The sequence below is a fragment of the Pseudoalteromonas sp. TAP-3C genome, assembly GCF_059888565.1.
In genome coordinates, this window is sequence record NZ_CM187618.1 from 1,701,079 (window position 1) to 1,715,345 (window position 14,267).

Annotated in this window: 15 protein-coding genes and 1 pseudogene; 3 read left to right on the forward strand and 13 right to left on the reverse strand. The window is 38.9% G+C overall.

Going from position 1 to position 14,267, the window contains the following annotated elements; genetic code table 11:
* Positions 1–48: 48 nt before the first annotated feature.
* The 5 genes from merR to AC6H44_RS08035 are packed head-to-tail and all read right to left on the reverse strand — an operon-like array spanning position 49 to position 4,544.
* A complete protein-coding gene (gene merR / locus AC6H44_RS08015; RefSeq protein WP_500738336.1) occupies positions 49–435 on the reverse strand; it encodes a mercury resistance transcriptional regulator MerR in 387 nt (128 codons plus the stop codon).
* On the reverse strand, positions 426–1,175 hold the full coding sequence (locus AC6H44_RS08020; RefSeq protein WP_500738337.1) for an NRDE family protein: 750 nt from the start codon (positions 1,173–1,175) through the stop codon (positions 426–428). Before AC6H44_RS08020 ends, merR begins: the two co-directional genes overlap by 10 nt.
* The gene (locus AC6H44_RS08025) at positions 1,163–1,687 is read right to left on the reverse strand and encodes a hypothetical protein (protein WP_500738338.1); all 525 of its coding nucleotides are present in this window, start codon (positions 1,685–1,687) and stop codon (positions 1,163–1,165) included. The genes AC6H44_RS08020 and AC6H44_RS08025 overlap by 13 nt, the downstream gene beginning before the upstream one ends.
* On the reverse strand, positions 1,677–3,413 hold the full coding sequence (locus AC6H44_RS08030) for a bifunctional lysophospholipid acyltransferase family protein/GNAT family N-acetyltransferase (RefSeq protein ID WP_500738339.1): 1,737 nt from the start codon (positions 3,411–3,413) through the stop codon (positions 1,677–1,679). The genes AC6H44_RS08025 and AC6H44_RS08030 overlap by 11 nt, the downstream gene beginning before the upstream one ends.
* Positions 3,414–4,544 carry a D-alanine--D-alanine ligase gene (locus tag AC6H44_RS08035; RefSeq protein WP_500738340.1) on the reverse strand — a complete coding sequence of 377 codons (1,131 nt, stop codon included), beginning with the start codon at positions 4,542–4,544 and terminating at the stop codon, positions 3,414–3,416.
* 168 nt (positions 4,545–4,712) lie between these two features.
* On the opposite strand from AC6H44_RS08035, the gene AC6H44_RS08040 reads away from it, so the two are divergent.
* From AC6H44_RS08040 to AC6H44_RS08050, 3 genes and pseudogenes are all read left to right on the forward strand, one after another.
* The gene (locus AC6H44_RS08040) at positions 4,713–5,336 is read left to right on the forward strand and encodes an HvfX family Cu-binding RiPP maturation protein (protein ID WP_500738341.1); all 624 of its coding nucleotides are present in this window, start codon (positions 4,713–4,715) and stop codon (positions 5,334–5,336) included.
* A gap of 11 nt (positions 5,337–5,347) precedes the next feature.
* Positions 5,348–5,884, forward strand: coding sequence for a carboxymuconolactone decarboxylase family protein (locus AC6H44_RS08045; protein ID WP_500734974.1), 537 nt, complete (start codon positions 5,348–5,350; stop codon positions 5,882–5,884).
* A 700-nt stretch (positions 5,885–6,584) separates the two neighbouring features.
* A pseudogene (locus tag AC6H44_RS08050) lies at positions 6,585–8,131 on the forward strand (putative bifunctional diguanylate cyclase/phosphodiesterase).
* 7 nt (positions 8,132–8,138) lie between these two features.
* Here the strand turns inward: AC6H44_RS08050 and AC6H44_RS08055 are convergent.
* From AC6H44_RS08055 to AC6H44_RS08090, 8 genes are all read right to left on the reverse strand, one after another.
* Positions 8,139–8,324 (reverse strand): zf-HC2 domain-containing protein, encoded by a 186-nt coding sequence (locus AC6H44_RS08055; RefSeq protein WP_500734975.1) that lies wholly within the window; start codon positions 8,322–8,324, stop codon positions 8,139–8,141.
* Between the two features lies 1 nt (position 8,325).
* Positions 8,326–8,919 (reverse strand): sigma-70 family RNA polymerase sigma factor, encoded by a 594-nt coding sequence (locus AC6H44_RS08060; protein ID WP_500734976.1) that lies wholly within the window; start codon positions 8,917–8,919, stop codon positions 8,326–8,328.
* A 97-nt stretch (positions 8,920–9,016) separates the two neighbouring features.
* Positions 9,017–9,259: a hypothetical protein gene (locus AC6H44_RS08065; RefSeq protein ID WP_500734977.1), complete on the reverse strand. Its 243-nt coding sequence runs from the start codon at positions 9,257–9,259 to the stop codon at positions 9,017–9,019.
* 269 nt (positions 9,260–9,528) lie between these two features.
* Positions 9,529–9,984 (reverse strand): YehS family protein, encoded by a 456-nt coding sequence (locus tag AC6H44_RS08070; protein WP_500734978.1) that lies wholly within the window; start codon positions 9,982–9,984, stop codon positions 9,529–9,531.
* A gap of 103 nt (positions 9,985–10,087) precedes the next feature.
* Complete coding sequence (locus AC6H44_RS08075; protein ID WP_500734979.1) at positions 10,088–11,332, reverse strand: lipoprotein-releasing ABC transporter permease subunit; 1,245 nt, start codon at positions 11,330–11,332, stop codon at positions 10,088–10,090.
* A complete protein-coding gene (lolD, locus tag AC6H44_RS08080) occupies positions 11,322–12,020 on the reverse strand; it encodes a lipoprotein-releasing ABC transporter ATP-binding protein LolD (RefSeq protein ID WP_500734980.1) in 699 nt (232 codons plus the stop codon). Before lolD ends, AC6H44_RS08075 begins: the two co-directional genes overlap by 11 nt.
* Complete coding sequence (locus tag AC6H44_RS08085) at positions 12,013–13,230, reverse strand: lipoprotein-releasing ABC transporter permease subunit (RefSeq protein ID WP_500734981.1); 1,218 nt, start codon at positions 13,228–13,230, stop codon at positions 12,013–12,015. The genes lolD and AC6H44_RS08085 overlap by 8 nt, the downstream gene beginning before the upstream one ends.
* A gap of 135 nt (positions 13,231–13,365) precedes the next feature.
* Positions 13,366–14,238, reverse strand: coding sequence for a LysR family transcriptional regulator (locus AC6H44_RS08090; RefSeq protein ID WP_500738407.1), 873 nt, complete (start codon positions 14,236–14,238; stop codon positions 13,366–13,368).
* Positions 14,239–14,267 lie beyond the last annotated feature (29 nt).

Sequence of the window (14,267 nt, forward strand, 5' to 3'; positions counted from 1 at the left end):
CGTACCTAAGTACAGAGTCAAGCTGATTTTATAGAAAATATAAAACGATTACGGTTGTAAGGAATCTATGATAGGACAATGGTTATCATCCTTATTGTTGTTGTGACATTGGGTTAATAACCGTTCAAGAGCCGCTTCTAAACGCCGCAAATCCGCTATTTTTTCTTTTACGGCACTGAGTTTATGCTCTGCTATATCTTGTACTTGATGACAAGGACTATCGTCAAGATGAAGAAGATGTGCAATTTCCTCCAGCGTAAGTCCAAGCTCTTTGCCACGCTTAATAAAGTGAAGCTGGTTTAAAACTGTAACTGAATAACGTCGAAAACCTGCCGCTGGTTTTTCTGGTTGCGCAATCAATCCAATGCGTTGATAGTAACGGACTGTTTCGATATTAATTCCAACTGCTTTTGCTAATTGACCAATTAAGTACATAATGCATCCTTATTTAATGCAAAATAAATTGAATCTCGGATAGCAAAGGGTTGTGCTAGATATTTATCTGGTCGTCTTGTGTAATAGCTAACTTGCACTTTTTCAGGTACAAGAACCAGCTGCGATATACTTTTAGTGTGTCTTCCCTTTCTTGTCATATTGACCCCAAATGATGGGTTTTCTTGACATACCATAAAATGAAAATCAATCATTGCTTGGCTATTTAATACGCTATTGTTATGTAAATGCTCAGTGAATGCACAACTTCGCCATGCGGTTACAGCAGCAATATCAATAGAGGATGAGGTTATAAAATAAGAGGTTGTCAAGCACTCATCCCATTGCTGTAAGTAAGCACCATTCCAACAACATTTATGCAATGTACCATGTTGATAAATAAGCAGTGTAAAAGGTGAAAAATGCGCAAGCTGTAAGTGCTTTAACGCCCTAATAACAGCAACTATATTGGTGCATTTTAATAAATGCGGGATCAGCTGACCCCTTGACTCAAAAGCACTTGGATTATGGGCTTGATAAAAATTTAAAATAGACAAAACTAAACCATGATTATTAACCCCAAACCAAGTGCCATTACTGTCTTCGTCAACCGGATACCAACAGTAAACATCATTACTTAATGCATGCATTCTTGGCTGAGATTCTAACCGGGTAATGGCTTCGTCGCGATTCATCGTAATAATCGTTTGCTGATCGACTTTAACAAGGGTTACTGTGCACATGACAAAACCTTCTTAGGGAGTGCTCTGTAATAGCTTGCTGTACTTGGTGCTAGGCCAATTTCATCAGCGCAAGTTAAGCCCTCCATTTTCATAATATGTTTAATTATCGCCGCATGGTGAATAGTGTGATTGATTAAATACAACAGTTCACGTTCAACACTGGAGCTAATTTTCAGGTTTTCGGTGGCATGGCAGTTTATTTCTGACACAATTTCAATCTGCGGATATTGGCTCTCTAATGTATTTAGCTGATTGATTATTTTGTTATTTTCAAAAACACATAGTTGCAACTCACGTTCTTCTGAGCTTTCTCGGTTTCTTATATTATAGTCAATAATGCCTGAATCTAGACCAATAAACAGACTTCTAAAGTGATCATGCACATGCCTGATATGCGCACCAATGCGCTGTTCAACAAAAAGTCGCTGTTGCTGCACTTTAGGCTGCGATGCTAATAACGTTAAAATTGCGGTGATCTGCTGCAGTGCAACACCGGTTGAATCAAGCAGCATGGTGTTTTCTCCATCGTTGTAAAAATAACTGTTTTCCTTCGTTACCTAAGTAACGTTTTAGGTAGCGGTCTGGGGCATTGCGTAAATCAACAACTATTAGCCCGTCAAGTGAGTTGTTAAAGCCTTCATTAATTGAAAAATCAATAAAACGACCGTTAAGCGAGAGATAATGGCGAATTAATACAGGAACACGTATATCAAGCCCCGAAAAACCTAATAATTTATTAATTGCCCCCACACTAGAGAGCTGCTTTACAAGCTTGTGGCTCCACTGGCTTTGCTTGGATTTAAATGGCTTGTGAGGTAAAACCCCCTCACTGATACTCGCATCAACACTGTAACCTGCGAGCAGCGTGTCATAAAATAACTCTCTGATCAGCGGCGCATAACTCTGTGAAATGCTAACGCAACCTATAAATGTATGACAATCGGGATGCAATAACATATAGGCCCCCAGCCCTTGCCATAAAGTATCGAGCGCTCTGGGATCACCTTGATATTCTTCACAAATAAATGAACGACCGACCTCAATCGCCCCTGAGTATTGGTTTAAAAAACGATCGTCATAATAAAATAAAGAACGGCTATATAATAAAGGTTTTGAAGCTAATGTATCAGACGGGCCGTTTACACGACAGGCACGGTAACCGCCAATCAGCCTGTTTTTTTCATTGTCCCAGGCAAGAATATGCTGATAATGTTCATCATACACATCAAAATCAATTGATTTTCCGGTGCCTTCACCTGCCTTTCTGAACGTTTTTTCGCGTTCTGTGGCTAAATGATCAGCTAGGGGCCCCAATGCAGCAAAAGGAACGCTGTATATCGTAACGTTTCTTTGTTTGAGTAACACATATTGCGCTAAATATTCTAATGAGTCTGGCGCTGCAACCTCAGTAATCGACTGTTCTATTCTTGTTGTAATTGGCACATTTTTTACTGCACCAACTATGTCACAACTTGCTTTTAAATAGTCTGTTGCCGTTTGCACATTATCAATTTTAACGTCAGACAAATTGAATGGCTTACCTAGGTGCACTAAAATGGGGTGTTTGTCGCTTTGCATCATAGCTCGGGGCAGCAATAACGTTCTTAGCCTTTTGTGAATACGTTTAGCGAAATAAAAACGTTGATCATTACAACCGTCAATATAAATCGGTAAACATTGTGCATTATACCTAAGGGCGAGTTTAGCAGCCGTATGTTGCCAAGGTGCATCGTCTACTTGGTTTGTTTTGGTATTATATTCACCAACAGTGCCCGCAGGAAAAATAAGCAGTGCGCCTTTATTTGCTAAATGCTGCTTCATAGCTAACACTGCCGATTTATTACGCCGGTGTTTGCTTAGAATATCAACACCAATAAACAGCTCTTTAAATTCAGGAAAACACAATAGTAACTTGTTAGTCAGCACTTTTAAATCTGGCCTAAATGTCAACAGATAGTGCGACAAAATAAGCCCCTCTACAGCACCGAGTGGATGATTTGCCACAATAACTAACGGCCCTGTTTGCGCAATAGCGCCGGTGTTGTCTTGATTGATAAAACTAACATTTACTTTTAGCTTTTTAAGCACAAAAGCAAGAAACTTTTCTAATGTTTGTTCATCAGTTTGTTGCCATAGATAATACCAAGATGACATTTTTGGTTCATTAATAATTAGCTTCAAAATAGGCCGTAATATAACGGGCACAGCCGCAAAGTCGAACGGTGAGTATGAATTCATTTAGTCATTCTCCGGGTAAGATGCACTTAATTTTTTTTCGTAGCGCCACGCTTTCAACAATGACATGACGGAGGGTGGCCGTTTACCTGTTTTTCGAACTTGATGACCTATTGCAAATAGTGTTTTGTACTGCCAAAGTAATGCTTTGAAAGCATCGAACAGTCGTGCATTTTTATCCCAAATATGGATAGACTCAGAGCTGGCACCGTTTATTTCAACAATCTCTAGGTGTTCACCATTTTCTAGTGCTGTAAGATCCCGGTACTTTACATCCATACGCCCATAATTAAACTCAGGTAAGTCTTGCATAATCAACTTAATGGCTTGGTTCAATTGGGGCGTTATGTGATCTTTAGCGTCAACAAAAATTGCACCCCGGCAATGACTTGCAGAAAATAGCAATGAATGTTTATGCCCTTTTGGCAATATACAGTGCCAGACAGATTGATTTCGCGTTGCATATAACGACAGTAAACGAGCTGCCCGAGCATCTTTAAGGACTAATTCGGCCACTGTATGTATACCATCACCGATTACTTCAGGCCGCTGTTTAAATGTCATTGAAACAACTTCGTCGCTACTAGATTGCGGATCACGAACATAAAAAATACCTACTTCATCGCTATAACGGGATAATTGCTGCAAAATAATACCTGCACCCTGCGGGTATTGAGATAAGGTATTTGTAAATGACATAACGTCTTTAATGAGTTTTACACCCACACCACGGCATCCCGTGTCTGGTTTACATACAAATGGCAATAAAATACGGTGCTGCTCTAAAAGTAACAGTGCATCTGTGACTTGCTTTGTTATGCTCTCGTTGGTTTTGGTTATTTTTAACCAAGGTAAAATTGCCTTTTTACATTTACCTGTAGCCTGTGACATTAACTCAGCTTTTGAACCACCCACCATACCGGCTAAATAAATTTTAGGATTGGCTATCAAAGGCAAAGTAAAAGAACGATAACGAATAGCCCACACACACCACATAATGCCCACTGGCAAGTACATTAACCAGGTAGGCCAAAATTCAAAAAATGACATCACTTTTGTATTTGCAGCTGTAGGTTTATTACCACCCGAAGCAGAGATTATTTGCTGCTGCCTTGCTTGCTTAGATTTATCCATTTTTCTTCCTATACAACTAACTTCATTCTTGTTTGTCGAAGGTAAACTATTTTTCTTACAAAAATATGTAAGAAAAATAGCGCGCTGACGACTATAACTATAGCGTAGTTATTTAATTTATCTTTTAACCTTAGGAATATTTAACTTTATGTATTACAAGGACTCTCTATGAAAACCATAACATTACTTTCTCAAATGGTAGATACAGGCTTGTCTACTATTAAAAAAATTGATTTTTTAGGCCCATTAGCGCTGCGAATTTATCTTGCGCCAATATTTATGATTGCCGGTTGGAATAAATTAACAGGCCTTGAAGATACCGCTTATTATTTTGGCGAATACCTTAATATGCCTGCGCCGATGTTAATGGCAACACTTGCAGGCCTCACCGAGTTTATTGGCGGGTTATCATTGTTATTTGGGGTTGCGCTTAGGATTATGGCAATACCTATGATGTTTACTATGGCTGTGGCCGCAGGTACCGCTCATTGGGATAATGGTTGGCATGCACTGCCAGAGAGCACCCTGACGGTCCCTTGGGAGTGGCGAACAGACTTAATAGACGAAGCCCAACAACGTAAAACCGCAGCGGTTTCACTCCTTAAACAACATGGTAATTACGATTGGTTAACTGCTGCGGGAAATTTTACGGTGCTTAAAAATGGGATTGAATTTGCCGCTACGTATTTAATTATGTTGCTAATGCTATTAATAAGTGGCGCAGGACGTTTTGTCAGTATTGATTACTGGCTAGCTCAAAAGTACTTACACCCAAAAACATCAACACAATAAGGAATTAATTAATGCAAAAATTTACTGTTCACACTTTACAAAGCGCTCCCCAAGAAGCGGCTGAACAACTGCAAGAATCACTCGCGTCATTTGGGATGTTCCCTAACCTTCACGGGGTAATGGCGCAAGCCCCCATTGTTTTAGATGCCTATAAATATCTGCATAATTTAGCCCTTGCAAGTAGTTTTAACAATGACGAAAAAACCGTGATTTGGCAAACCATTAACGTTGAACATAACTGTCATTATTGCATTCCTGCACATAGCGCAATTGCTCAATCAATGGCTGTATCTGCCCAGATCAGTAATGCAATTATCAACGGCACTCAGTTACCGAGCGAAAAATTAAATGCGTTACGCTCGTTTACTTTAGCTGTGATCAGAAATAGAGGAAGAGTGGAACAACAACTTGATGACTTTATGAACATAGGCTACAGTCAACAACATGTGCTTGAAGTTATTTTATTTGTTTCTCAAAAAGTGATGAGTAACTATATTAATCACTTTGCTAACACACCTGTAGATGAGGCCTTCAAAGCGTTCGAATAATAGCATCATAGCCAAAGGAAAAATAATAATGGCACGAAAACCGCTTTTTAATTTGGTTTTAATTCTTTTGGTTATTGCTTGCTGTGTATTTGTTGGTTTAAAAAGCTTTTATAGTGTGCAAGCTGTGCAATTAGGCAATGCACAACTTGCTCAATTTCAGCTTCCTTTATTTGAAAAAACACATCATCTTAGATCAGTGTTAGCCATGCAAAACCTGACCTTTCATAATTATTACTTAACTAACGACGACGCTGAATTTACGTCTTCTTTTACACACTATAACAACGAAACAGCTCAGTTAATTGATAGTATTAACCAAGATTTTGGTGAAAATACTAACTTAAAAAAATTAACACAGGAGATGACTCACATAGCCATCCTTGCACAGCAAATGAGTTCAGAAATGATGGCGCCTACCGATTGGGACGGTGCAAGGTTAGTATTAGCTAAACTTGAGTCTATTACCACATCAACCAACAAACTCATCGGTACACTCATCACTGATATTGAAAATAAAGTCATCATGCAAGCTAAACAGAGCCTATTACAAATTGAGCAGAGTTTATTTTGGACTTTACTACTTAATATTGGACTGCTTGTAGTATTGGGTATGCTGCTTTGGCTAGATAATAAAAGAAAGCGTGCCCAACAACAATTATTACGCTTTGCCGGTTTTCCAGAGCGAAATCCTAGACCGGTCATGGCATTAACAGCATTAGGGAAAATAGATTACGTTAATCCAGCCTCATTAACATTATGTAAAACACTCTTTAATTCGGCTGATTTTTATAAGCTACTTCCTCCTCAATTAGATGGCTTACTCGAGCAATGCAAACAACAAAATAACTATTTAGAGGGTGAGTATGACTTAGAACACCATGTTTATGAATATGGCTTGCAACGTTTACCTGATCTTGATGAATATCGACTTTACCTATCTGATATAACCGCACGTAAAGTCGCTGAAAATAACCTCAAGCATTTAGCGTACTACAATGAATTAACTAATTTGAATAATAAAGCATCACTGCATCGTGATTTTTCTGTGCAAAAAAAATGCACAGGCGCTATTTTACTCATCGATATAACTACCCTTTCACAAGTCACTTTACGGCTTGGCCACAGTGCCACAGACGACGCTATTATATTATGTGCCAAAAAATTAAACGAGGTTTGCCAATCACATGGGGCTTATTTATATCATTTGGGCGATGAACGTTTTGCAGCAACACTCGATACCGCTGAAGAAAATACTCTTTATTATGTGCTAGATGCACTTAAAACATCTTTTGACCAAGCAATCACTATTAATGGCCTTGACTTTTTTATACATCTTGCGATTGGCGCGACAAATTATTTTACTCCTACCTCATTTGATACTTTATTAAAACAAGCCAATATTGCTTTACGCTCAGTATCGCAAAAAGGCGGCGCTTGCCTGTATACCGATCAATTAGAAACACAAATAAAACATAAAATGGAAATAGAAACTGCACTACGCAGTGCAATCGTGAAAAATCAGTTAACATTGTATTTTCAACCACAATTAAGTCTTAAAAATCAACATATAGTAGGGGTAGAAGCGTTACTAAGATGGCAAAATGATGACGGTAATTGGATCCCCCAAGCGATTTTATTGCTATTGCTGAAGAGTCAGATTTAATTATAGAAATTGGTAACTGGGTATTGCGCCAAGCAATAAAAACACGGGCAGAGCTAGTAAGTCAAATTACGGAGCCGCATTTTGTTATGGCTATTAATATTGCTCCCGTGCAGTTACTGAGTCCTGGATTTTGCCAGCATGTTTTAGCGCTATTAGCTGAGTATCAACTCGCGCCAGAGGCTATTGAGTTAGAAGTAACAGAAAGTGCTGCCTTATATGACATTGATTTAGCGATTGCTGTTATGTCCGAGTTACAAAGTAACGGATTAAACCTTGCTATGGATGACTTTGGTACTGGCTATTCATCATTTAGTTACATTACTCAATTACCTTTAAATAAACTAAAAATAGATCAGTCTTTTATTCGTAATATGTTGGTTGATACTAAATTGTGTAATGTAACAGAGACCATTATTGCCATGGCAGGTCCCTTGTCATTAACCGTCATCGCTGAAGGCGTTGAAACCGCAGAGCACTTAAATAAGTTAACAACTTGGCAGTGCGATCAAGTACAAGGCTTTTATATAGCCAAGCCAATGCCGCTTGATAAATTGATATCATGGATGGCTGAATATACTGTTTAAAAAACCTTTACGAGCGGTGATCGCCTTTTAAATATTCACGGCTTAAACTGCGAATAATACCCATTTGTTTGCCAAAGTTACGACAGCTTGAACACATTGCAGTGTGCATTTTTAGGGTGCTTTTTTCCATTAATGTTAACTTACGTTCTTGTGCGTCTGATAAAAGTCGCGTTGCCTGTTTGCAATTCATCATTTTAATTAGCCTCTTGAAACCATTTATTCTCTAGGCACTCTCGCAATCTCACTCTGGCTCGGTACAAAATAACATGGAGGTTGCTCGTAGAAATATTTAACATTTCGCATATTTCATTGCTCTCAAGTTCTAACATTTCGCGCATCATAAATATTCTACCTAAATTTTCTGGTAATCCCGTTAAGCAGGTTTCAAATATTCGCCAAAAATGGGTATTTTTTACCGACTCCATAGGTGTATTCCAACCAGCGGGTCGCTCTTGTTGTTGCCAAAAGCCGCGTTGATCAAACAATATATCTGAAACATCATTATTGTCTTCATTCATCAGGTCGCTAATATTGGTTTCACGATTACGTTTGCGCAAAATATCAATAATTTTGTTTTTTAATATTGCAAATACCCACGTTTTGAAAGCTGATTTTTTACCAAAAGATGCGCTATTTTGATGAGCAGCAATAAGCGCCTCTTGCACAGCATCTTCTGCTAGCCCATTATCTTTAAGCTGCAATATCGCAAATTTCAACATTTCTTGTCTTATTTTGCTAATAAGAGCCGGATCGTCAAACGTGTACTGATCAGACAAATCTTGTGTCATTGTATGGCGTCTCTAAATTTTAATTGTTTAACTATAACAGTAAACCTAACTACTCAAACAAATTATTTACATTTAACAATAATAAATAAATGTAGCATTAAGAAAATAGATAGCCTGTTAGAAAACGCCAAAAACTTACTGTTTTAGTCTTGCTAGTGGTATTACCGTGCTTTTGAGCATAACGGCGCTGCGTTGCTAATCTCTGCTGTCTTTGTTGATCAGCACGATTTGCTACTTCAGCAAAATGGTGTCTTTGTTCAATCGTCAACTCTTCAAGAATACCTTTAGTGGGCGCTTGTTTGGCCCTAGCTGACATATTTGATTTAGGTGATGAACACATAATTTGCGCCTTAATGAATGATGATATTTATTAGTCGCAATTGTGATAGGTATTCTTACATAAAATATAAAAATAAATTTAAAGCAGTATTTTAGAGGCAATTTTACCGGAAGCTATTTAACTTTTACACTAGTGACGATTAAATCGCAGCGCAACATGAGTAACTTAGGTGGACTAAGTAAGACAAGCAAAGCGTTCGCATATGCTCACGCCACTTATCTGCTAATTTGTAGGCACAAAGAGTTAATAGCGCCCTCTGAGCTGTAAATTTATGCTGTGTTACGCTGTACACCGGTTAAAAATAAACGCAACACTTGATCGTTACACACACGGTAATGCTTATTTTCAACTTTACGTGAAAATGCACTTAGCTCATGTTTGCTTAAATCAAAGTCAACCAATGCCAACGTAGCAATTACATCTTCTGCTTTCATGTTTAAAGCAATGCGTAGCTTCATAAAAATAATATTGTTGTTTAATTTGCTTTCAGGTATTGGCTGCTCGCCTTCACGCTTACCACGCTTAGTGTTTATAAAACCATTTAAAAACACAGCAAATTCGGTATCACTTATTGAGGTATACCCAGGCTCACCCTCTTTAGTTAACCATGCAATTACCTGCTCAGTGCTTACGGTATGCGCTGCCGCGGCGAAAACGTCAACCATAGCTGAATCAGTTAAATCAAAGGTATAGCGAATACGGCGTAAAATATCGTTATTTGTCAAAGTAAATCCTAGGGTAAATAAATGCTCAGCAAACAAAACTGTTGGCTATTAATAGCTGGATAGTTTATCAGAACTAGGTTAAGTGCCCTATTAAATACTGTGTTTAATTACCCAATACTTTTGCGGGATCAACACGCGTTGCTTGCCAAGCAGGGTATAGTGTCGCCAATATAGCGAGCACAAAGGTAGCGATTACAGTCAGTACAATATCTTGCCATACCAATTTACTGGGTAAAAATTCGATAAAATACACGCCCTCTAATGGATTAGCCCCGAGTAACATACTTAACCAGGTAAATAGTTCGCTGATGTTAATGGCTAATACAACGCCAATAATTGAGCCTAAAAGTACACCGACAAATGCTTGAGTTAAGCCTTGCATTACAAAAGTAGCCAATATGGTACTGTCTTTGGCACCCATGGTTTTTAAAATAGCAATATTGCCCTCTTTTTCACGTACTTCCATCACCAGTGATGACACAATATTAAAACTGGCGACCGCAATAATTAAAAACACCACAATATAAACAATAGTGCGTACCATTTGAATATCTTGATACAAGCTACCTTGGGTTCTAAACCAGCTGGAAATATATACATAATCGGTAATAGTTTGCCCAACATTAAGTGCTATTTGATGCGCCGAAAACACATCATCAACACGTAAGCGTAAACCTGTTACTTGGCTTTGATCGTAGCCTAAGGTTTGTTGTGCTTTACTAAGATGGATAAACGCGGCGCTGCTATCAAGTGGCCCACCCATTTCTATAATACCTGCAAGCGTCAATGTTATCCGTTTTGGCGCAAGTAATGATTGGTTATTTTCACTAATTTGTGGAATTAACAAGGTTACATTATCACCTAATGCAATATTAAGTTGCTTTACGATTTGCTTGCCTAAAATAACATCATCACCTGCTAGCTGACTGACTAATTTACCTTGTGTAAATTGGTTAATAGCTGAGACATCGCCTTCTAGTGAAGGCTCAACACCTCGAATTTCAACCGCTTTTAATTGGCTTTTGAATTGCGCCATACCATTAACCGCGATAAACGGGGCCGCGCCAATTACCTGTGGTTGCTGTTTTAATTTTTTGACTTTAGCGGGCCAATCAGCAATCGGTCTGCTTGGTGCTACATATTCAACTTGCGGTACTACACTCAATAAGCGGTGCACTAGTTGTTGTTCAAAACCGTTAATCACTGACAACGCCACAATTAATACCGCCACACCGAGTAAAATGCCGATAGTTGATGCTTTTGCTATAAAACTAACAAAGGCATTTTTTTCATCTTTATGCCCTGAGTAGGCTCTAAAACGTTTGCTAATAAAGGCACTAAGCAACATGGCTAGACTCTTTTATTGATAATTTACCATCATCTAAATAGGCTATTTTACCTAACTTATCGGCCAGCTCTAAATCATGCGTTACTACTACAAAGCTGGTGTTTAAGCTTTTATTGAGCTGATTAATTAAATCGTAAATTTTAATTGCGTTTTGTTTGTCTAAATTACCCGTTGGCTCATCGGCAAGTACCAAGGCAGGCTCTGTCACCAAAGCACGCGCAATGGCAACACGCTGGCGCTCACCACCAGAAAGCGCGGAGGGTTTATGGCTACTTCTGTGTGCAAGGCCTACTTTATCTAGCATGTTAAGTGCTTTTTTATTGGCTTCTTTTGCGCTCAAGCCTTTAATAAGTAATGGCATGGCAACGTTTTCAAGTGCACTAAACTCCATTAATAAGTGGTGAAATTGATAAATAAACCCCAAGTTTTTATTTCTAAACATCGCTTGCTGAGAGCGAGATAACTTAGCCACGTCTTGGTTTTTTATTTTTGCACTACCGGCACTGGCCGTGTCTAAGGTGCCCAAAATATGCAATAACGTACTTTTACCTGAACCCGAGCTGCCTACAATGGCCAGCATTTCACCTTGGGTTAGCGCTAAATCAACTCCTTTTAATACCTCAACCTGATTTTGCCCGTCTTGGTACACTTTACTTATTTTTTCACAACTAATTACTAAATCATTCATAACGTAATACCTCTGCTGGATTTACTTTAGCCGCTTGGCGCGCAGGATATAAAGTTGCTATAAAGCTCATTACTAAGCTCAAAGCAGCAATCACACTCAAACTCACCACATCAAATTTGACCGGCAGTGACATCCCCGATAATAAATTTAAGCCAACCAAGGCGAACAGTTCATTAATATATAAGCTTAATAAAATACCTAACGAGGCACCGACTGCCGTTCCAATTACCCCGTTATAGAGCCCTTGTACCATAAATACGGTTTGCACTTGGCTGGGTGTGAGTCCTAATGTTTGCAAGATTGCGACTTCGCTTTGTTTTTCACTGACCATCATGGTGAGTGCCGATACAATATTAAATACCGCCACCAGCACAATTAAACCCAGTAGCATAGACATAATACGTTTTTCCATTGCAACGGCGGCAAATAAAGTGCCTTGGCTGCTGCGCCAATCGGTGTATTTAAAATCATTGAGTATGTGTTGGCTGTCTTGTGTAAACTCATCGAGCGCAAATGGCTCATGCAGTGACACGCTTAAATTAGGGGCTGTATTGCTACTTTGCTTTAATACTCGTTGCAGTGATTCGCCACTGGTAAAAGCCAACCCCATGTCTATTTCAGAGCCAGTTTCATAAATAGCCGCAATTTTGAATAAACGTTGGCTTGGCATGCGCCCAAGTGGTGTATAGGTAGATGCGTTAGGCATAATAACTCGTAATTTATCGTTTAAGCCAACGCCAAGTTTTCGGCTTAAATAGCGACTTATTGCAATGTTGTAATTATCGTTTAATACGCTTTGCCAATTACCTTGTACTATTTTGTCGGTGATTTTGTAAAGTGAGCCGTTGTTATCATACAGCCCTTGTAATAACACCCCGTGAAGATCTTTATTAGTTTGCAATATAGCTTCACCATGGCGGTACAAACTAACATGGTTAACATACGGCGATTGCTCAAGAGCTGATTTAAGGGTATTCATTTGCGCTTTAGTGTGATCTTTGGCTTGCACTTCAACGTGCGGAATAAGCCCCAGCATGTTGGATTTTAAACTACTTTCAAAGCCGTTCATGACGCTGCTTACCGTAAATAGCGCCATTAAACCAATCGCTATACCTGCAATAGAAAAAAAAGAAATAAACGAAATAAACGCATTGCCTTTTGATGATCGGCTATATCTGAGCCCGATAAACAAGCTAACAGGTTGAAACATATTGATTAAAACATTAATGCTAAAAGTGTGGCGCTATAGTAGCATGAACTTAGCACAATTGAATATCACCATAAATGTAAGAAATAATTTATAAATCTGATACTTGCCCATATTTTAAACAAACAGGCAGTGCTGCTATATTTTTAGCCCTGTCACTAAGTAATCAAGTAAAACACGTACATTAGTAGCAACAAATTGCCGCGGCGGATAAACCCCCCATACACCCTCTTGTTGGGGTTGGTATGGCGTTAGTACCGGCACTAACTGACCGGTTTTTATCTCATTTTCAATGTAATAGTCAGGCAACTGAACAATACCTAAGCCTTTTTTAGCACCATCAACCAGTGCCCACCCGCTATTGCAACGCAATCGCCCCGCTACTTTAATATGTTTATCACGATTATTTTCATTGACTCGCCAATAACTACTGTTACCAATTAAACATTGGTGCTGATTAAGCTCACCCAAAGTATGGGGCTGACCAAAACACGCTAAATAGCTCGGCGCGGCACACATAATGAAACGCCTTGAGCTCAAGCGACGCGCTTTTAAGCTTGAGTCTTTTAAATGGCCTAATCGTATGGCTAAATCAAAGCCGCCCTCTAGTAGATTTTCTTGCTCGTTAGAAAGCGTTGCGATTACTTCTACCTCTGGGTGATCATGCATAAATGAATGCACAATGGGCATAATAAAACTTTCACCATACATAACCGGCGCCGTTAATTTAATTTTACCTTTAGGTGAGGTTTGCACCGATGCTAAGCCTTGAGTGGCTTCATCCATAGCGTGTTGTAAGTGTTTTACTTGGTGTAAAAACTGCTCACCCTCTTTAGTTAATACCACCTTGCGAGTGGTACGGGTTAATAATTGCGTATTTAGTCTTTGCTCAAGCTTAGTAACATGGCGGCTAATATGCGCAACCGATAAACCTAACGCCTGTGCTGCTTGGGTAAAGCTTCCTTCTTCACCAACAGCAATAAACTCATCAATTCCTTCCCAGCGCATAATTATTACCATACTGTAAAAGTGTTTTATTA

Coding starts and splice junctions, on each gene's coding strand:
- AC6H44_RS08060 (WP_500734976.1), bottom strand. CDS start 8,919: ATGACACAAGATTTGTCTGATCAGTACACGTTTGACGATCCGGCTCTT.
- AC6H44_RS08085 (WP_500734981.1), bottom strand. CDS start 13,230: ATGTTTCAACCTGTTAGCTTGTTTATCGGGCTCAGATATAGCCGATCA.
- merR (WP_500738336.1), bottom strand. CDS start 435: ATGTACTTAATTGGTCAATTAGCAAAAGCAGTTGGAATTAATATCGAA.
- AC6H44_RS08030 (WP_500738339.1), bottom strand. CDS start 3,413: ATGAATTCATACTCACCGTTCGACTTTGCGGCTGTGCCCGTTATATTA.
- AC6H44_RS08065 (WP_500734977.1), bottom strand. CDS start 9,259: ATGTGTTCATCACCTAAATCAAATATGTCAGCTAGGGCCAAACAAGCG.
- AC6H44_RS08075 (WP_500734979.1), bottom strand. CDS start 11,332: ATGTTGCTTAGTGCCTTTATTAGCAAACGTTTTAGAGCCTACTCAGGG.
- AC6H44_RS08020 (WP_500738337.1), bottom strand. CDS start 1,175: ATGTGCACAGTAACCCTTGTTAAAGTCGATCAGCAAACGATTATTACG.
- AC6H44_RS08055 (WP_500734975.1), bottom strand. CDS start 8,324: ATGATGAATTGCAAACAGGCAACGCGACTTTTATCAGACGCACAAGAA.
- AC6H44_RS08040 (WP_500738341.1), top strand. CDS start 4,713: ATGAAAACCATAACATTACTTTCTCAAATGGTAGATACAGGCTTGTCT.
- AC6H44_RS08045 (WP_500734974.1), top strand. CDS start 5,348: ATGCAAAAATTTACTGTTCACACTTTACAAAGCGCTCCCCAAGAAGCG.
- AC6H44_RS08025 (WP_500738338.1), bottom strand. CDS start 1,687: ATGCTGCTTGATTCAACCGGTGTTGCACTGCAGCAGATCACCGCAATT.
- lolD (WP_500734980.1), bottom strand. CDS start 12,020: ATGAATGATTTAGTAATTAGTTGTGAAAAAATAAGTAAAGTGTACCAA.
- AC6H44_RS08035 (WP_500738340.1), bottom strand. CDS start 4,544: ATGGATAAATCTAAGCAAGCAAGGCAGCAGCAAATAATCTCTGCTTCG.